Source organism: Hymenobacter monticola (assembly GCF_022811645.1).
In the GTDB taxonomy this organism is placed as follows: Bacteria; Bacteroidota; Bacteroidia; order Cytophagales; family Hymenobacteraceae; genus Hymenobacter; species Hymenobacter monticola.
Map to the genome: position 1 here is coordinate 5,493,454 of NZ_CP094534.1, position 17,337 is coordinate 5,510,790.

General features: G+C 57.3%; 16 protein-coding genes. All 16 read right to left on the reverse strand.

Annotated elements, in window-relative coordinates:
* Window positions 1-52: 52 nt before the first annotated feature.
* Window positions 53-3,889 (reverse strand): sensor histidine kinase, encoded by a 3,837-nt coding sequence (locus MTP16_RS22975; protein ID WP_243514509.1) that lies wholly within the window; start codon window positions 3,887-3,889, stop codon window positions 53-55.
* Between the two features lie 226 nt (window positions 3,890-4,115).
* Window positions 4,116-4,511, reverse strand: a complete 396-nt coding sequence (locus tag MTP16_RS22980) for a DUF983 domain-containing protein (RefSeq protein ID WP_317244082.1) — start codon at window positions 4,509-4,511, stop codon at window positions 4,116-4,118.
* A 4-nt stretch (window positions 4,512-4,515) separates the two neighbouring features.
* Entirely contained in the window at window positions 4,516-4,770 is a 255-nt protein-coding gene (locus MTP16_RS22985) for a hypothetical protein (protein WP_243514514.1), read from the reverse strand.
* Between the two features lie 67 nt (window positions 4,771-4,837).
* Complete coding sequence (locus MTP16_RS22990) at window positions 4,838-5,407, reverse strand: DUF420 domain-containing protein (protein ID WP_243514517.1); 570 nt, start codon at window positions 5,405-5,407, stop codon at window positions 4,838-4,840.
* Window positions 5,391-6,065 (reverse strand): SCO family protein, encoded by a 675-nt coding sequence (locus MTP16_RS22995; protein ID WP_243514519.1) that lies wholly within the window; start codon window positions 6,063-6,065, stop codon window positions 5,391-5,393. The genes MTP16_RS22990 and MTP16_RS22995 overlap by 17 nt, the downstream gene beginning before the upstream one ends.
* 3 nt (window positions 6,066-6,068) lie before the next feature.
* Entirely contained in the window at window positions 6,069-6,413 is a 345-nt protein-coding gene (locus MTP16_RS23000; protein WP_243514521.1) for a cytochrome C oxidase subunit IV family protein, read from the reverse strand.
* Window positions 6,414-6,501: 88 nt separating this feature from the next.
* On the reverse strand, window positions 6,502-7,275 hold the full coding sequence (locus MTP16_RS23005) for a cytochrome c oxidase subunit 3 (RefSeq protein WP_243514522.1): 774 nt from the start codon (window positions 7,273-7,275) through the stop codon (window positions 6,502-6,504).
* Between the two features lie 22 nt (window positions 7,276-7,297).
* Window positions 7,298-7,888, reverse strand: a complete 591-nt coding sequence (locus MTP16_RS23010; protein WP_243514523.1) for a cytochrome c oxidase subunit 3 — start codon at window positions 7,886-7,888, stop codon at window positions 7,298-7,300.
* 111 nt (window positions 7,889-7,999) lie between these two features.
* Window positions 8,000-8,851 (reverse strand): heme o synthase, encoded by an 852-nt coding sequence (gene cyoE, locus MTP16_RS23015; RefSeq protein ID WP_243514524.1) that lies wholly within the window; start codon window positions 8,849-8,851, stop codon window positions 8,000-8,002.
* 69 nt (window positions 8,852-8,920) lie between these two features.
* Window positions 8,921-10,075: a COX15/CtaA family protein gene (locus tag MTP16_RS23020; protein WP_243514526.1), complete on the reverse strand. Its 1,155-nt coding sequence runs from the start codon at window positions 10,073-10,075 to the stop codon at window positions 8,921-8,923.
* A gap of 84 nt (window positions 10,076-10,159) precedes the next feature.
* The gene (locus MTP16_RS23025; RefSeq protein ID WP_243514527.1) at window positions 10,160-12,043 is read right to left on the reverse strand and encodes a cytochrome c oxidase subunit I; all 1,884 of its coding nucleotides are present in this window, start codon (window positions 12,041-12,043) and stop codon (window positions 10,160-10,162) included.
* A gap of 31 nt (window positions 12,044-12,074) precedes the next feature.
* Complete coding sequence (locus MTP16_RS23030; protein WP_243514528.1) at window positions 12,075-13,151, reverse strand: cytochrome c oxidase subunit II; 1,077 nt, start codon at window positions 13,149-13,151, stop codon at window positions 12,075-12,077.
* Window positions 13,152-13,248: 97 nt separating this feature from the next.
* Window positions 13,249-14,586, reverse strand: coding sequence for a quinol:cytochrome C oxidoreductase (locus MTP16_RS23035; RefSeq protein WP_243514530.1), 1,338 nt, complete (start codon window positions 14,584-14,586; stop codon window positions 13,249-13,251).
* 3 nt (window positions 14,587-14,589) lie between these two features.
* Complete coding sequence (locus MTP16_RS23040) at window positions 14,590-15,357, reverse strand: c-type cytochrome (protein ID WP_243514532.1); 768 nt, start codon at window positions 15,355-15,357, stop codon at window positions 14,590-14,592.
* On the reverse strand, window positions 15,357-15,884 hold the full coding sequence (locus MTP16_RS23045) for a DUF3341 domain-containing protein (protein WP_243514534.1): 528 nt from the start codon (window positions 15,882-15,884) through the stop codon (window positions 15,357-15,359). The genes MTP16_RS23040 and MTP16_RS23045 overlap by 1 nt, the downstream gene beginning before the upstream one ends.
* Window positions 15,877-17,331, reverse strand: coding sequence for an NrfD/PsrC family molybdoenzyme membrane anchor subunit (gene nrfD, locus MTP16_RS23050; RefSeq protein WP_196286491.1), 1,455 nt, complete (start codon window positions 17,329-17,331; stop codon window positions 15,877-15,879). The genes MTP16_RS23045 and nrfD overlap by 8 nt, the downstream gene beginning before the upstream one ends.
* Between the last annotated feature and the right edge of the window lie 6 nt (window positions 17,332-17,337).

Consider the following 17,337-nt stretch of genomic DNA (forward strand, 5'->3'; position numbering starts at 1 on the left):
ACGCGGGCGAGCAGGCGTTTCGTGCCCACAACCGCAGGCGAAGGAGCGGCTTTTAGCCCGCCAGCGGCAGCTCAATAAAGAAGTCGGTTCCCTCCCCCACCTCGGTTTCAAACCATATTTTACCGCCCGCGCTTTCAATGCCGCGCTTGGCCACGGCCAGGCCAATGCCCGAGCCGCTGGCCTTGGTGGTGAAGTTGGGCACAAACACCTTCTCGCGCACCTCCTCCGGAATGCCGGCGCCGTTGTCGCGAATGGCCACGCGCACGCTGCTGCCATTCACCGGCGCCAACGACACGGCGATGTGCGGCTCGCGGCCCTCCGGCACGGCCTGGCGGGCGTTTATGAGCAGGTTGTTGAAGGTGCGGACCAGCAGGTTTTCGTCGGCAAACACCACGTAGCGGCCGGTTTCGGCGTCGGGCGGCAGGCGCAGGTCGAGGGCGCCGTCGCTGGCGTCGGGCTGGTGCAGGGCAGCGCAGCGGCGCAGCACGGCGGCCACGTCCAGCCGCTCGGGCCGCATGGCGGGCAGGTTGGTGAAGTTGCTGAAGCTGGTGGCAATGTCGCTGAGCACGTCAATCTGGGTAATCAGCGTCTGGCTGATGCGGCCAATCAGCTCCTCGGCGTTGGCCCGGCGCTCGTTGATGGCTTTCTGCAGGAACTGCAGGCTCAGCTTCATGGGCGTGAGCGGGTTCTTGATTTCGTGGGCCACCTGCCGGGCCATCTCGCGCCAGGCGGCTTCCTTTTCCTGGGCGGCCAGCTCGCGCTTGCTGGCCTCCAGTGTGGTGAGCATGGTGTTGTACTCGCGCACCAGCAGGCCAATCTCGTCGTCGGAGCTGCGATAGTCCAGCAGCTCGTTTTCGCCGGTGAGGGTGGTTTGGGTCAGCTTTTGGGTAATAAGCTTGAGGGGCGCCGTGAGCTGACGCGCCGCCACAAAGGCCAGCCCCAGGAACAGCAAGAACATCGGCGTGAAGATGTTGAGAATAGTCTTGAACAGCTCCGTGAGCTTGGTGTTCAGCTCTTTCTCCGAGTCGAAAAACGGAATGCCCACGTAGCCCAGAATCGGTCCGGTGGGCATGGCCATCTCGTCGGCCGACGAGCCATCGTCGTCGTCAAACTCCGGCGTCTCTGAAACCACGGCTTCTCTCCCTTGACTGCCGTGCGCCAGCGCATGGCCGGCCAAATCGGTGGCCACTACTTCACCCTCGCTGGCCCGCACCGGCAAGTACAGGGCATTAAAGGAAAGCGAGCCGGCCTTCTCGGTCAGCAGTGCCCGGGGACGGTTGCGCTCCCGCAGTGCCACCACGGCCTGCGGGTTCAGCAACGGCCCCAGCAGGCCAGCGTCGAAAATCACTGGTTGGCTGCTGGCCAGCAGTTCGCCGTGGGCGTCGTACAGGTTCAGGTCGGTTTCGGTGAGGGCGGCCACGTTGCGGGCCAGCGCGGCCAGCGTGGGGCGGGCGGTGCTGTCGTTCAGCAGGTGGCGCTGGCGGCGCAGGCTTTCCAGGGCCAGCTGCCCGCGCCGCTCGTAGGTGTGCGCCAAATCACGCTTATAGGAGTCGATGAGCTGGCTGGCCGTGGCCACGCTCACCACCAGCAGCGGCACCACAATGCCCACGTTCAGCAGCAGCTGGATGCGGGTGCTGAAGTTCAGCCGCAGCTGCGGGGCACCCCGGCCGCGCAGCAGCAGGCCCAGGCCCGCCAGCAGCAGCCCGAGAAAAGACGAGAGCAGGAATTGAAACGAGAAGTTGGCCAGCCAGTCACCCACCGCGTAGGTAGCCGTCGTCACCACCACGGTGCGCCCGTGCGAGCCGCTCACCGCTAGGTGGTGGTAGCCGCGCCGGCTCAGTCCGTCCACGTAAATGCGCGAAGAGGTATCGGCCAACAGGCTGGCCGGCAACCGATTGGCATAATCAAAGTCTCCTTCGCTGTACACCAGCCGGCCCCGGTCGAAGCCGGCGTAGCTTAGCTCGGTAGCCAAGCCCGGCTGAAAGAACTTCTGGTCGACCAGCAGCTCAGGCAGCACGCTGTAGCTGGTCAGCTTTTTCAGTCGCAGGTCGACGCGCACCGCACCCAGGGGAAGGCCCACGCCGTTAACGCGCGTTCCCGGCACGGTGATGAAAGCCACGTAGCGGCGCGAGCTGAAGGGATTTTCCGATTTTATTAAGTAAACGCCCAGTTGGTCGGTGGGGGTGGCGGTGCGCGCCAGCTCGGCGCGCGCGGCCACCAGCCCGGGCGTGCCCGGCACGGCGGCAATAGGGTCGCCGGATTCGTCGTAGAGCGTCACTTCGCTTTCGTACTTGTCGAAATAGTCGCTCAGATACTGGCGTGCCACGCGCTGCCGCACCACCTCGGGCCGCCCAAAGGCCGCCGACAGCGAACGCCGCACAAAAGGGTCGGCGGCAATTTCGCGCATACGCTCTCCCAGCAGATATTCACCTTGCAAATCATTGTCAATTAGCATATTGCCAGCCAGGCGCTGCTTATCAACCAGCAATTGCTTTTCGAAATGGGCGTACAGCGCCAGGGCACCGGTGGCCGAGGTGAGCGCCAGCAGCAGCACAATCAGAATCGACGACTGGTAATTGCCGGTGCTCGGAGCCGCCTGCAAACCCGCCGACCGCACCAGTGAGGCAAATAGCAGCAACACGCCCACCAGCAGCACCCATGGCAAGCCCAGCGCCAGCCCCACGCCCAGCACCGGCAGCGCCAGCAGCCCCGGTCCCAGCAGCAGGGCCCTTCGCGGCACGTGCGCCAGCAGGGCGCCGGCCAGCTGCGTCAGCGCCCAAAAGCCCACCAGCCACGCAGCCGTGTGCAGCAGCATCGCCAGGGCCAGCAACAGCCAGAAACCCGTCACCTGCAGGTTGCGCGACACGTCCAGGCTCAGCTGTGCACTGCCGAAAATGGTGGTGTAGTACACAAACAACCCCGCCAGCCAGCCGCAAAATGCCAGTCCCACACCCGCCGCCGCCAGCAGTTGCTGAACCGGCTTGCGTGGCGCCCGCACGAGGCCCAGCACGTTCCAATGCCGCCACAGTGCCGCGCCAGCAGCCGCTACCAACAAGGCCAGCAAGGCGTCGAGCAGCAAGTCGCCCAATGAAGGCGCCCACCACGCCGCAGCATACAACCGGGGGTCAAACAACGGAATTTCAATAAACGAATACGGCAGTCCCAGGTACAGCAGCACCCCGCGCAGCACGGCCAGCGGCACCACCAGCGCCGCCACGGCCGCGCCGGCCCGCTGGTTCCGCCACCAGCCCCAGGCCAGCAGCAGCCAGCCCGCGGCGTAAAGGACGCTGCCCACCGCCAGCAGCACCAGCGGCACGTACTGCCCGGTGAGCGGGTTGGGCTGCAGGCGCTCGATGGAAAACAGGTAGTGTCCATCGGCCGCTTCAAAACGGGCGCGACCGGCGCCGGCGCTATCGGCCACCACTTTCACTTCCAGCCCCCGAAACAGGGCCTGCTCGCTGCCCTCGCTCAAGTAGCGGTTTTTGATGTTGTAGTGCTGCTTCAGCGGCACGTAGGTAAGGATGGTGAAACGCCCTGCCATACGGCGCAGCAGCAGAAATTGCCCCATCGGCGTTTCCACCAATTGCTCCGAGGCAGGCCCCGTGGCTTCGGACTCGGGGCGCAGCGTGGCGCCGGACCAGTAGCGCAACGTCCCGCTTTCGAGCACGCAAGTGGGGTACGTCGTCTCGGCCAGCAACTGCCGGAAGCTGTAGTTCCCGCGCGGCAGCTGAGCGGCCACCGTATCAGCGTCGCGACGGGCCTGGGTTTCGGCCGCGCGCACCAGTTGTTGCAGCCGGGCCACGTCGGTGCGCTGCACCACCCCCGGCGCCTGCGCGTAGCGGCTGGCCAGGTAGCCGCCCACGAAGCACGCGGCGGCCGCCAGCAGCAACAGCCATGGCAACCGCCGCGTTGGACCAGAAGACCCGATTCTGCCGGAAGATGTAGAAGTAAGCAACAAGAAAAGGGACTAATGATGAACCAGAGCTGATATTCACATCAAAGTAAACAGCAAAACCAGCCGTTAAACCTTTGCTCTAAATCAGCTCCCGCAAAATCTGCGCCTAATAAAAATGCCGCTCGAAGGCGGCATTTCATTAAACAGGAAAATCCTTCTTTTATCGCAGCGCATAGCGGGGGTCGAAACGCGCACCGCCGAACCCGTACAGCATAAGGGCCCGTGAATATCGAAACAGCCACGGCGTCAACACGAGTACTGCCCCCGCCACTGCACCGATGTATACCCACAACGGCGGGTCATCCGCCAAATAATACAGCAAAAAGGCAATAGCGAGCAGCAGGGCCGTCGAAAAGCCAGAATTGATGTACATGGCGCCGTAATAAAACCCCGGCTCCGGCTCATATGTCTGCTGGCACACCAGACAAGCCTGTGTCATCTCCGTGAAATGGAGGCTTAGAGCCGAATGCGAGAACAAAGGCCCCATGTGGCAACGAGGGCACCGCAATTTAAACAACGCCAGCGGCGTCGATTCGATGCTTGCAGGCCCCGTCATGGCCTTAGGCCTGCTTGGGCTTGGGGTGGGTGCGGCGGTACCAGAAGTAGCCCACGGCACCCATCAGGATGTAGGGCACCGTCATCATGTAGAGGATGCCCTTGTTGAGGCCAGCGACATCGTAGTCATCGCGCTCCTGCTTGGCCGCCTCCACCTGCGACTTACACATCACGCACTGCGCGCTGGCAGCCAACGGCGCCACACTCAGCAGCACGCCCAACATCAGGGCAAAAACAGCGGAGAAAAAGGTCTTTTTCATAAGAATGGCAACACAGATTATGCAGTAAAGTTCGGTTTGCTAAGCGCGCTTTTAACCAACTCTAACTTTAGATGTAATAAGGCGAAATCATGAAGTAAACGATAACGCCCGTCACTGATACGTACAGCCACACCGGAAACGTCCACCGCGCAATGGATTTGTGCTTGGTATACTGCCCGGTCAGGGCGAAGTAGAGCGTGAACAGCACCAGTGCCACCGTCACCACCGCCAAGCTGATGTGCGTTAGCAGCAGGAAAAAATACACGCCGCGAATGATGCCCACTCCGCCAAAATGCGTGCTGGCTACCTGCGAATGATATGCCACGTACGACAGCAGAAATAGCGCCCCCAGCGCGAAGGCCGTGCCCATCATGGCGCGGTGCTTCAGCACGTCTTTCTGCCGGATGAAGTAATAGCCGGCCAGCAGGCACACCGCTGTCAGCGAATTGAGCACAGCGTTGAGAGCAGGCAAAAACTTTACCTGCGCGCCGGGAATGCGGAAGGTCTCGGGGAAATAATACAGCACCGCTACGAGCAGCGGCACCACCGCGCCCAGCGTGCCGAGAATAATTTTGTAGCGCGTATAGTCGCCGGGTTCTAGCACCGGGGGGTGCAATTGCTCAGTGGGGGTGCTCATAATCGTAAAGCTGCACGGTAATTTCCGTGAGTAGTCGGTCTATTTCGCGGCCATCGTTGCCGTCGTAGATACCGCGCACGCGGCGTTGCTTGTCAACTAACAACAAGCGGCCCGCCGGGATGTTAGCGGTGTATACTGCGCCTGGCAGGCGTTTGGGGTCAGACGTAAGGCGAAACTCCTGCCGCGCTAGGTGCTGCAGCGTGTCGGCAGGCCCGCCGAGGAAAAACCACTTACCGGCGATGGTGCCGTACTGCTCGGCCAGCTTTGAGAGGCTGGCAGCATTGGCCACGTCCCCATTCAATACAAAGGTGACCAGTTTGACCCGGGGCTCGTGCCGGAATTTCTCCTGCACCCGCAGCAGCTGCCGGGCCACTCGGGTGCTGGCCGCATCATCAGCAAAAAACTGCGCGATGTACAAGCCCTGGCCCAGTTCCTGGCTGCTCACCGGCCGCCCGGTGGAAGCCACCAACTGAAACGGCATGACTTGGTGGAAAACAGTATCGCGCCGCCACTCCCCGCCGACCTGCGTGGAATCCACGCGGTCGGGCAGGTAAGTGGGCAGCGCGTAACGGTTTTTGCCGAAGCTGAACAGGAACAGAAAAGCCAGTACCGGCAGCAATAGCAGCAGCCCCAACAACAGGGTTTGGCGGGGCCGCATCGGCTATTTAAACATGTTTTGCAGGACTTCGCCGATGAACGAGCCTTCCGTAATCAACGCCACCAGCAGCCATACCAGCAAGGCCAGCGGAATGAGGATGGTCCAAATCAGGCCCTTCGTTTCATGCTTCAAGTGCATGAACTCAGCCACGATGAAGAACGCCTTGAAGATGGTGAGGATGATGAAAATGCTATTCCGCAGCGTGCTCGGGTGCATCAGGAAAACGAATACGAATTCGATGGCCGTGATGCCAACCAACACGAAGAAGGTTTTCCAAATCCAGCCGGTGTTCGGCTTAGCAATTTCGCCGGGAGCGAGCGTGTGCTCAGTAGTTGCGTGGGAAGCCATTTTTTTAGTTTTGAATGTTGAGGGTTAAGGGTTGAATGTGGGCTGAATTTGAAACTCAGCACTCAACATTCAGCATTCAACACTCGAATTAAACGAGGTAGAAGAAGGTGAATACGAACACCCACACCAAGTCTACAAAGTGCCAGTAGAGGCCGATTTTCTCAATCATCTCGTAGTGGCCGCGCTTTTCAAAAGTGCCATTGGTGGTGGCGATGAAGCACCACACCAGCAGGCAGACGCCCGAGAATACGTGTGTGCCGTGGAAACCGGTGATAAAGAAGAACAGGTCGGCGAAGAGCACCGGGCCGTACTGGTTCATGTGCAGGTTGGCGCCGTAGAGCTTCGTGCCATCAGCCATGATGGTGGGCTCGGCGTGGCCGTGGATAAAGTGCGACCACTCCCAAGCCTGGCTCAGCAAAAAGGTGCTGCCGAACAGAATGGTCCACAGCAGCCACTTCTGCACGTCTTTCTTGTCCATGCGGTGGCCGGCTTCTACAGCCAGTACCATCGTCACAGAGCTCAGAATGAGAATCATGGTCATCAAAGCCACGAAGCCCAGGGGCACGTTGGCCTCACCCATGCCGGGGAAGGCGTTGAAAACGTGGTCCGGAATGGGCCACCACCGCGTGCTGAAGAAGAAATCCTTGGCTTCGCCGGTGAATACCTCGTGCTTGTGGCGAATCATGCCATAAGTGGTGAGGAAGGCAGCGAAGGTGAAAGCATCAGACAGCAGGAAAAACCACATCATCAGCTTGCCGTAGCTCGCCTTGAAGGGTTCGTTGCCGCCATCCCAGTTGCCGGTGCGTGGAGCGTCGTGGGTAGCAGCAGCAGCGGGTGACTGCAAAGTGGTCGAATGGGCCATAGCGGACAGCGTAAACGTCGTTTTAGTGGTTCAAAAGTAAGAACAAATACAGGTACAGCCAAAGGCCGCCCAAGAAGTGCCAGTACAGGGTAGCGTTGCCAATGGAGAGCAGGGCACGCGAATGCACCTGATAATTAAGGGCCCGGCGCAGCACTACCGCCAGAAAAATAAGCCCCGTCACCAAGTGAAAAGCGTGCACGCCCATGAGCACGTATACGAATGAACCAGAGGGATTGGCGTCGGCCCCGCCAAAATAGGTATTGCCAGCCACCAAATCGCCAAAGCTGCGGAACTGGCCTATCAGGAATGCTACACCCAGTACCAGCGTGATGATAAGCCCGGTTTTCAGTCGACTTATTTCGTCTTTACGCGCTGAGAAATAGGCCCATTGCATGCTCGCGCTACTCAGTGCAATCAGAATGGAATTGACGAGCAGCGAAGCTGGCAAGTCAAATTCGCGCCAGTTGCCTTCGTCGCGCCGCACAATGTAGCCGCTAGTGAAGGCCGCAAACATCATGATGATGCTAAAGATGAGCAGAATGAGCAGCACACGCTTCGGGTGCCAACCCAAACCGACTTCTTTTTCGGATAAAATTTCGGGACGTGGATTCATAAAATCGTTAATGATGAAAATGAGTTGTCGGCAGCCAGCTTATAGCGCAAAGTGGTGAAAAACCATTCGTTGAGCTCTCTCGGTCAGCTGCTAACTAATAACCATTTTTTATCAGATTTTGTCCAGCACCAGCGCAATTTGAACGATGGGCAGGTATAAAAAAGAAGCGAACATGATGCGCAGCGCTGCCTTGCGCGAGCGGGTGCGCATTAGTTGTATGGTGAGCAGCAGAAACAGCACGCCGCATACCACTGCCACCAGCGCCGAAACGCGGCCGGAAATGTTGAATTCCAGCGGCAGCAGGCTAAGCGGAATCAGCAGCATGGTGTAAGTCATGATTTGGAAGGCCGTGCGAATGTCGCGGTTGCCCGGCGAGGGCAGCATTTTGAAACCCGCCCGCTTATAATCCTCATCCGCCACCCAGGCAATGGCCCAGAAGTGCGGAAACTGCCACATGAATTGTATGCCGAACAGCACCCATGCCTCCACACCGATGTAGCCCGTTGCTGCCACCCAACCAATGAGCGGCGGCAGTCCGCCGGGTATGGCGCCTACGGCCACGCAAACCGGTGAAATCGTTTTGAGCGGCGTGTAGATGAACCCATAGAGAATGAGCGACAGCAGCGACAAAGCAGCCGTGAGTGGGTTGAATACATAAGCCAACAGCCCCAGCCCGGCTACGCCCAAGAGTATGCAAAACACCCAAGCTTCAGCAGGCGAGATGATACCCAAAGGCAGCGGGCGCTTGGCCGTGCGGGTCATCATCTTATCAAGCTCGCGTTCGTGAACCTGATTGATGATGTTAGCCGAGCCCGTCACAAGCAAACCGCCGAGCATCACCAGCAAGGCCAGGTTCCAGCTAAACTCGCGCGCACCCAGCAGGTAGCCAATTGCGCTGGAAAACGCCACTGTAAGCGAAAGCCGGAACTTGAGCAGCTGAAAATAGGCGCGGGCCTTAACCATCAATACCTCGAATAATGAATTCGCCAGCTTGGCTCCTAAAAACGGATGCAAGCCAAACGGGCCGCAAAGTTACGCAACAACACGTCGGGCGGCATCCGACGTCTCAATAGTTTCCGGAACTTTCCGAGCCCGTGCCACGGCAAGCAGCGTCAAAAACTGAAAGCCAAACAGGACCGTTGCCAACGTCAGGTGCACCGGTTGCACCGCTGCTGGGAAGGCGAACGATGCAAGGACAATGCCCGCCACGATTTCCAGACCAATCATCGCTAAGATGGCTGTTACTAACCGTTGCAGCCGCTGATTGCCCCACTGCCATAGTTCATAGGCCACGTAAATGTTCAGCAGCAGCACTGCGGCTGATACCGTGCGGTGAATGCTGAATATGCTGCCCACTTGGGAAACCCAGTTTTCGCGCCCCGCATAGCCAGCAGCTGCCGATACAACATCAATTTGCTCCCTCACCTGGGTACCAAGCATAATTTGCCAGAAGGTAAGCGCCAGTGCGGCCCACAGCCACAATTGGATGGCCAAGCTCGGTTTCGTGCCAGCCACTACGGCTTGTGCATGAATGGCTGCTTCTCTAGGCACGGCACCATCAATCGCGGCCCCTCTCCTACCCCACCGAGCCCGGTCGACTGCATACAGCAACATAGCCACAATTAGCAGTGCCAGTGCCATGTGTACCGTCACCATAACAGGCAATAAGTTAGTCGATACGACCAACGAGCCCAGATAACCCTGTATGCCGGTTAGCAGGAACGACGCCAAAGCCAGCCAGAAAATCATCCGGTCGCGTCGCCAATAAGGCCATGCAAACAATACCGTCAGGAAAACAAAAATACCAATTAATGCGCCGAGCAAACGGTTTACGTACTCAATCCACGTTTTCACGGCATTGAAATCGGTCTCAACATATTGCGTGGGGTGCGCAAAAATGCTGCCCGCTACCTGAGCAAATCCTAAGCGCTGAAGCGTGCGGGCCAACTTTTGATTTTTAGCAACGCGCTGCGCGGTGTAAACCTCTTTATAGTTAGCCGGCAACTCGCTGGCTTTGGTCGGGGGCACCCAGCTCCCAAAGCATTTAGGCCAATCCGGACATCCCATGCCACTGCCCGTGCTACGCACAACTCCTCCTACCAGAATCAGCAGATAAACGGCCACTACGGTCAGCAGCCCGACAAAACGGAACCGTCGCTCAGCCGGATTCATAATCAAGCTATTCATTGCGTTAAACAATTAGCAGTTAGCAGAAAAAAAGCGGGCCGCCGGTCAGGCGGCCCGCTTCGGGACTTTATCAACTCTGTCAAACTAGTCGGCCAGTTCTTGTTCGTAAGGCAGGTTCGACGACTGCGTTTGCGAGTACGGAATGTGCTGCGGAATGAAATCCACATCCGAACCGGGCTTGCTGTAGTCGTAGGGCCAGCGGTACACGGCGGGAATTTCACCGGGCCAGTTGCCGTGGCCGGGCTCGACGGGCGTCGTCCACTCCAGCGTGGTCGAGTTCCAAGGATTCTGACTAGCCCGACGGCCGCGGAAAATACTGTAGAAGAAATTGAAGATGAAAATGAACTGAGCAAGGAAGGCGAGGATTGCCGCAATTGAGATGAACTTGTTCATGTCAGCAAATTGCGAGAAGGAATCAAAGCCTGTCCAAGCGTAGTAACGGCGGGGGAAACCGGCGATGCCTACATAGTGCATCGGCATGAATACCAAGTACACACCAATGAAAGTCAGCCAGAAGTGAATGTAGCCCAGCTTCTCGTCCATCATGCGGCCGAACATCTTCGGGAACCAGTGGTAAACTCCGGCAAACAAGCCGAAGAAAGCCGAACTACCCATTACCAAGTGGAAGTGAGCTACCACGAAGTAGGTATTGTGCATCTGAATATCGAGCGTAGCATTGCCGAGGATGATACCCGTCAGACCACCCGAGATAAACAGCGACACAAAGCCAATGGAGAAAAGCATAGCGGCCGTAAAGCGGATGTTACCGCGCCATAGCGTGGCCAGCCAGTTGAAAACCTTCACGCCCGAAGGCACAGCGATAATCAGCGTCAGGAACATGAAGACCGAACCCAGGAAGGGGTTCATGCCCGTCACGAACATGTGGTGAGCCCACACCACAAACGACAGCAGCGAAATGCCAATCAGCGAGCCAATCATGGCGCGGTAGCCGAAGATGGGCTTGCGAGCATTGGTCGACAGGATTTCCGACACCATGCCCATGGCCGGCATAATCACGATGTACACCTCCGGGTGACCCAGGAACCAGAATAAGTGCTGGAACAGTACCGGCGAACCACCTTGGTTGCTCAGCGCCTGCCCAGCAATATAGATATCCGACAGGAAGAACGAGGTGCCAAACGAACGGTCAAAAATCAGCAGCAGCGCGGCCGAGAACAGAACCGGGAACGACAGGATACCGAGGATAGCCGTCAGGAAGAATGCCCAAATGGTAAGGGGCATTTTGCTCATGCTCATGCCGCGGGTACGCAAGTTGATAACCGTCGTCACGTAGTTCACTCCACCCAGCAGCTGCGATACAATGAACAGTGCCATCGACATCAGCCACATGGTCATACCAGTACCGGAACCCGGAATAGCTTGCGGCAGGGCGCTCAGCGGCGGATAGATAGTCCAGCCCGCAGCGGCAGGGCCGGTTTCGATGAACAGCGACGAGAACATCACCACGCTCGACAGGAAGAAGAACCAGTACGAAAGCATGTTCATGAAACCCGAAGCCATGTCGCGCGCTCCAAGCTGCAGCGGAATCAGGAAGTTCGAGAACGTACCCGATAGACCGGCCGTGAGCACGAAGAACACCATGATAGTGCCGTGCATGGTAACTAGTGCCAAGTAGAACTCAGGATTGAGCTTACCAGCCTGAATCCAGTGGCCCAGGAAAGGCGTCAGCCACTGCAACGAACTCTCAGGCCAACCCAATTGCAAGCGGAACAAGCTGGACAGCGTACCGCCCAGAATGGCCCAGAACATACCCGTAATCAGGAATTGTTTGGCAATCTGTTTGTGGTCTTGGCTGAACACGTACTTCCACAGCCAATGTTGGTCATGGTGCTCGTGGTCATGGTCGTCGTGAAGCAGGTGGTCGCCGTGCTCGGTGCTCGGCACCGGGGCGGTACCAATGCCGCCTTTCGCTTCAACGCTAGGCGAAAGATTGGGCTTAGGTGTCATGTCTGACATAGCAGGATACCTTAAAAAGTTGTTAGTAAGAAGCGGAAGCCAGAGGAGCCGGAGCAACTTCTTTCGCTTCAGGCTCAGCGGCTACCGGCTGGGCCAATGTTTTGGCTTTCTGTTGGAAAGCAGCCAGCACATCCGGGTTTTTAGCCGAGAAAGACTGTTGCGAAGCGTACCAGTTCTGATAATCGTCAGGCTCATCTACAATCACTGTGGCTTTCATGGCGAAGTGGCTACCGCCACACAACTGATTGCAAGCTAGTTCGTAGTTAAACTTGGGGTTGCCCAGTTTGGCGCGCATCTCGTCAGTCGACAACGTAGGGGTAAACCAGAAGCGAGTCGGCATACCAGGCACGGCGTACATCTGTACGCGGAAGTTCGGCATATATACGGCGTGCAGCACGTCGCGCGAACGAATCTTAATTAGCACCGGCACGCCCTTGGGCACGTGGATTTCGTTAGTCGTGAAGTCATCGAGGGCCGACTTATCGCTCAGGTCAAAGCCCCACTCGTTCACTGCGTCAATCATGCGGTAGTTTATCACGCCCAATTTCATGTCGCGGCCTGGGTAGCGCACCAACCAGTTAAACTGTTTGCCCATTACCTCTACAACCACCGAATTCTTCGGAGCCGGACCAGTGATGCGCGTCCACGCTTTCCAACCAGCAAAAATCAGGGCGGCCATTACAATAGCCGGAATAATCGTCCAGATAACCTCGATTTTGTTGTTATGGGCGAAGAAGTATGCCCGACGGCCTTCTTTGTGCTGGTACTTATACGAGTAGCCAAACAACAATATCTGGGTGATAACAAAGGCCACACCAATTACCGCCATCGTCGTCCAGAACATGCGTTCCATTTGGTGGCCATGCACTGAGGCAATGGCCGGATTCATCTTGTCGAAGTTTTCAACAAAGGAATAAGCGAACCAAGCGCCACCGAATACAAGGAACACGATGAACAAAATAGCGTTAACGCTATTGCTCATACCTATATCACGGGTGAAAGTACCCGAGAAAATAGAAGTCAGAATCTGCAGGCGAAACAGCAGGCCGAACACGACCAACAGCAACACCAACACCAGCAAAATGGTCAGAGCAGTCATTGAGTTTTAATAGTAAGTACTGAGCAGTAAGTATTAAGAAATGTGCGAAAGCGCCGGCCGAAACCGACTACTTAATACTGTACACTAAAATCTAACCTTAGGTGGTGTGGTGAATACTTTCGTCCAAGAAGGGGTGATTCACAGGCACGAGCGAAGCCGAAGCTAAACGGCGCGTGAACAGAATCAGGAAGGCACCCAAGAAGATGGCGGCGATGCCAATTTCAATTAAGAACCCATTTTCGCCGCGCAAAGTTGCTGGCATGAACATTAAATAGAAGTCCGACCAGTGGCCTACCAAGATGGCAATGCAGACGATTTTCATGATAATCATCTGGCGCTTGGCATCACGAGTCATCAGGCCAAGGAAGGGGAATACGAAGTTGATGAGGATGTTGAAGTAGAACATACCAGTGTAACGGCCTTCGTAGCCGCCCAAGCGCTGGTTGAAGTACACAGCTTCTTCAGGCAGGTTGGCGTACCATATCAACATGAACTGCGCAAACCATACATAGGTCCAGAAGATGCTGAAGCCGAACATCAGCTTGCCCAAGTCATGAAGATGGTTGGTAGACAAAGCGCGCAGGTAGCCAGCTTGTTTCAAGAAGATGGCCGTGAGGGCGATGGCCGAGATGCCAGATACCCACCACGAAGCGAAAACGTACCAGCCGAACATCGTGCTGAACCAGTGCGTGTCAACCGACATTACCCAGTCCCAGGCCGACATTGACGACGTCACAGCGTACAACACGAGGAACAGTGCTGAGGCATTCACGCTCTTGTGGAACCAAACCGTACCGCCCAACTGGTCTTCGGCCAGCGACAGTTGACGCAGCTTATAGCTGAAGAAGGCCCAAATGGCGAGGTACACCACCATGCGAATCATGTAGAACGGCAGGTTGAGGAAACCGCTCTTGCCAGCAATGATTTCGTCGTAGCCGGGATTGGGCTTGCCGTTAATCATCTTATCCATGATGCCCTCATGGGTCCAGTGGAATATATCATGGCGGCCTACCAGAAAAACCACCAGCATAATCACCGCACCAGGAATAATCCAGGCGCTGAGAGCTTCCGCTATGCGCTTAATCATTACCGACCAACCGGCATAGGCTACGTAGTTGATAGCCATAAACACTGTGCCGATGGTCGAAACGCCGAGGAAGAACACATTGCTGTGCCACAGGCTGACGATGATGCGCTTCAGCAACACCGAGCTGCCTTCCTCGTGTCCGGCGCCATGACCGGCGGCTGCGTGGCCACCTGCTGCGTGCGCAGCAGCGGCGTGTTCTTCAGTTCCCCAGCCCATCACCTGAGCCAGAATGCCAAGAATGAGTACCAACACGCCGGCCGCGATGATGGCGAAAAAAGTTTTACGGGCGCCATCCGTAACAACGAGCTGTTCAGCCGTGGCGCTTTCGTGGTGCGTCAGAGTTGCCATAGGTTATTTGTTGCCGGGGATGTGGGTCACGCCAGAGCCGTTGGGCGCTACAGTGCCGCCTTGCCCAGGGGTTTCGGAGGCTTTATCTGCCTGCGCCTGGCCTACCGGACGCTGGTTGAGGTTGTCAGTCATTTCCGTCGAGTCGCTGGCCGTGCCTGCAGGGCCGCTAGCCACTAGCTTGCTCAGCGCATCCGGACCTTCACCACGCTGGAGCACACGCACATACATGGCGATTTTCCAACGTTCCTCCGGGTTCACGATGGAACCGTGGGGCATCATGCGGTTGCGGCCCCATTGGATGACGTGGTAAATGTGGCCGTCGTTCATCGTCTTATAAGCACCAGCCGAGTAGTTCGGCACACCTTTAAACTTAGCACCCACTGGACCTTGGCCGTCGCCAGCTTCACCGTGGCAGTGCGAGCAAATGCGCGTGTAGAGAACTTTTCCCTCTTCCAGGTTGGCTTTGGTATAGGGGAACGGGTTGCGTAGCACCCGTTCGGCAATGCCAACGCTGTCCTTCGGAATGTGGTCGTAGTAGCTCAGCTTGCCGCGCGGGATGGTGCCATTGGCGGGCGTACGCTCGTTGATGCCAAACGAATTGACGGTGTTAAAGCTGGTTTGGCGCAGAGGCTCGTACGGAATGGATTCGTACATCTCCGGGGCGTATTCCACGCCGGGGTCGTTTCCGTCGTGGGTGCAGGCCGTCGTGGCCAGCCCCAGGGATAGCAGCAGCGCCGAAACGCGCAGGCTTAGGTTCAGCGGATGCGTCATTAGTTATTAGTCATTTCTTTTTGGTTGACTTCCGAAGCGCCGTTGTCGCGCAACAGTTGAGTCAGCCGAGAAAACTGCGAGCCAGTTTCATCCAATTCGATGGCCATCACGAACTTATCGTCGGTGGCGCGCACGTCCATTACCGGCACTTTAAACCGCGGGTAAAGACCAGTAATCGTGAAGAAGGTAAGGGCCATGCCGTGACAGGTGAAGAATACCGTGAGCTCAAAGGCTACGGGCACGAAGGCCGGCAGGCTGATGTGGGGCTTGCCACCGATAATCATCGGCCAGTCGACACCCAGCATGTAAATCTGCATCCACAGTGCGAACGACAAACCCGTCAGGCCAAAAAAGAAGGCGGCGATGGGCAGGCGCGAGCGTTCGATGCCGAGGGCATCGTCGATGCCGTGCACCGGATAAGGCGAAAACACGTCGTAGATTTTCACTCCTGCCGCGCGCACGTTTTCAACGGCGTGCAGCAGCACATCTTCGTCGTCGAAGATGCCGAGGGCATATTGCTTAGTCATGCTGGTTGTGGGTTACAGGTGCCGAAGCCGGAGCCCCGTGGGTGGCCGGATGATGAGCGTGCGCAGCGTGGGCCTTGGGGTTGTAGGTGGGGCCGTTGTCGCCAGTGTACTTCAGGATGGTTTTCACTTCAGCCATGTTAATCACAGGGAAGAACTTGGCGAAGAGCAGGAACAAGGTGAAGAACAAGCCCAGCGTGCCGAGGTACAGGCCGATGTCGATGATAGAGGGCGAGAACATGGCCCAGCTCGACGGCAGGTAGTCGCGGTGCAGCGAGGTTACGATGATTACGAAGCGCTCGAACCACATCCCGATGTTCACGATGATGGACAGCACGAAGGTGAGGCCGATGCTGTAGCGCACGCGGCGCAGCCACACCAGCTGCGGCGTAATCACGTTGCAGGTCATCATCGACCAGTAGGCCCACCAGTAAGGACCGGTAGCACGGTTGATGAAGGCATAACCTTCAAACTCTACCTGCGAGTACCAGGCGATAAAGAACTCCGTGATGTAAGCCACACCCACGATGGAGCCGGTTACCATCATGATTTTGTTCATCAACGCGATGTGCTCCAGCGTGATGTAGTCTTCGAGGCGGAACACCACACGGGTAATCAGCATCAGTGTGAGTACCATGGCGAAGCCAGAGAAGATAGCACCTGCCACGAAGTAGGGCGGGAAGATGGTGGTGTGCCAACCTGGTACCACCGAGGTAGCAAAGTCCATCGACACAATGGTATGTACCGAGAGTACCAGCGGAGTCGAAACGCCGGCCAGAATCAGCGAAACGGTTTCGTAGCGCGACCAAGCTTTGGCCGAGCCTTTCCAGCCGAAGCTTAGCATGGAGTAGCTAAAGCGGGCGATGGGGCCCTTTGCGCGGTCACGAATAGAAGCGAAGTCGGGAATCAGACCGATGTACCAGAACACCAGCGACACAGTGAAGTAGGTCGAGATGGCGAATACGTCCCATAGCAGCGGCGAATTAAAGTTGGCCCACAGCGAACCGAACGTATTTTGCAGCGGGAATACCCAGAAAGCCAACCACGGGCGGCCCATGTGCAACACCGGGAACATGGCGGCGCAGATTACGGCGAAGATGGTCATAGCCTCGGCCGCGCGGTTGATGGAGCTCCGCCACTTCTGACGGAATAGCAGCAGTACCGCCGAAATCAGCGTACCGGCGTGGCCGATACCTACCCACCACACGAAGTTGGTGATGTCCCAGGCCCAGTTAACGGTTTTGTTCAGACCCCACTCGCCGATGCCGTACCACACGGTGCGGTACACCGAGTAGAAGAATACACCGAGGAAGAAGAGGGCCACGCTCAGGGCCGCCATCCAACGCAGGTTGGGTTTGGCCTCTACCTGATAGCAAATGTCCTGCGTGACGTCGTGTAACGTCTTACCGCCGGTTACGAGCGGCTCGCGTAAGGATGATACGTGCTGCATATATGG

What these genes read in the sequence shown, in the direction of transcription:
- MTP16_RS22980 (WP_317244082.1), bottom strand. Translation starts at nt 4,511, where the DNA reads ATGACGGGGCCTGCAAGCATCGAATCGACGCCGCTGGCGTTGTTTAAA.
- MTP16_RS22985 (WP_243514514.1), bottom strand. Translation starts at nt 4,770, where the DNA reads ATGAAAAAGACCTTTTTCTCCGCTGTTTTTGCCCTGATGTTGGGCGTG.
- MTP16_RS22990 (WP_243514517.1), bottom strand. Translation starts at nt 5,407, where the DNA reads ATGAGCACCCCCACTGAGCAATTGCACCCCCCGGTGCTAGAACCCGGC.
- MTP16_RS22995 (WP_243514519.1), bottom strand. Translation starts at nt 6,065, where the DNA reads ATGCGGCCCCGCCAAACCCTGTTGTTGGGGCTGCTGCTATTGCTGCCG.
- MTP16_RS23000 (WP_243514521.1), bottom strand. Translation starts at nt 6,413, where the DNA reads ATGGCTTCCCACGCAACTACTGAGCACACGCTCGCTCCCGGCGAAATT.
- MTP16_RS23005 (WP_243514522.1), bottom strand. Translation starts at nt 7,275, where the DNA reads ATGGCCCATTCGACCACTTTGCAGTCACCCGCTGCTGCTGCTACCCAC.
- MTP16_RS23010 (WP_243514523.1), bottom strand. Translation starts at nt 7,888, where the DNA reads ATGAATCCACGTCCCGAAATTTTATCCGAAAAAGAAGTCGGTTTGGGT.
- cyoE (WP_243514524.1), bottom strand. Translation starts at nt 8,851, where the DNA reads ATGGTTAAGGCCCGCGCCTATTTTCAGCTGCTCAAGTTCCGGCTTTCG.
- MTP16_RS23020 (WP_243514526.1), bottom strand. Translation starts at nt 10,075, where the DNA reads ATGAATAGCTTGATTATGAATCCGGCTGAGCGACGGTTCCGTTTTGTC.
- MTP16_RS23025 (WP_243514527.1), bottom strand. Translation starts at nt 12,043, where the DNA reads ATGACACCTAAGCCCAATCTTTCGCCTAGCGTTGAAGCGAAAGGCGGC.
- MTP16_RS23030 (WP_243514528.1), bottom strand. Translation starts at nt 13,151, where the DNA reads ATGACTGCTCTGACCATTTTGCTGGTGTTGGTGTTGCTGTTGGTCGTG.
- MTP16_RS23035 (WP_243514530.1), bottom strand. Translation starts at nt 14,586, where the DNA reads ATGGCAACTCTGACGCACCACGAAAGCGCCACGGCTGAACAGCTCGTT.
- MTP16_RS23040 (WP_243514532.1), bottom strand. Translation starts at nt 15,357, where the DNA reads ATGACGCATCCGCTGAACCTAAGCCTGCGCGTTTCGGCGCTGCTGCTA.
- MTP16_RS23045 (WP_243514534.1), bottom strand. Translation starts at nt 15,884, where the DNA reads ATGACTAAGCAATATGCCCTCGGCATCTTCGACGACGAAGATGTGCTG.
- nrfD (WP_196286491.1), bottom strand. Translation starts at nt 17,331, where the DNA reads ATGCAGCACGTATCATCCTTACGCGAGCCGCTCGTAACCGGCGGTAAG.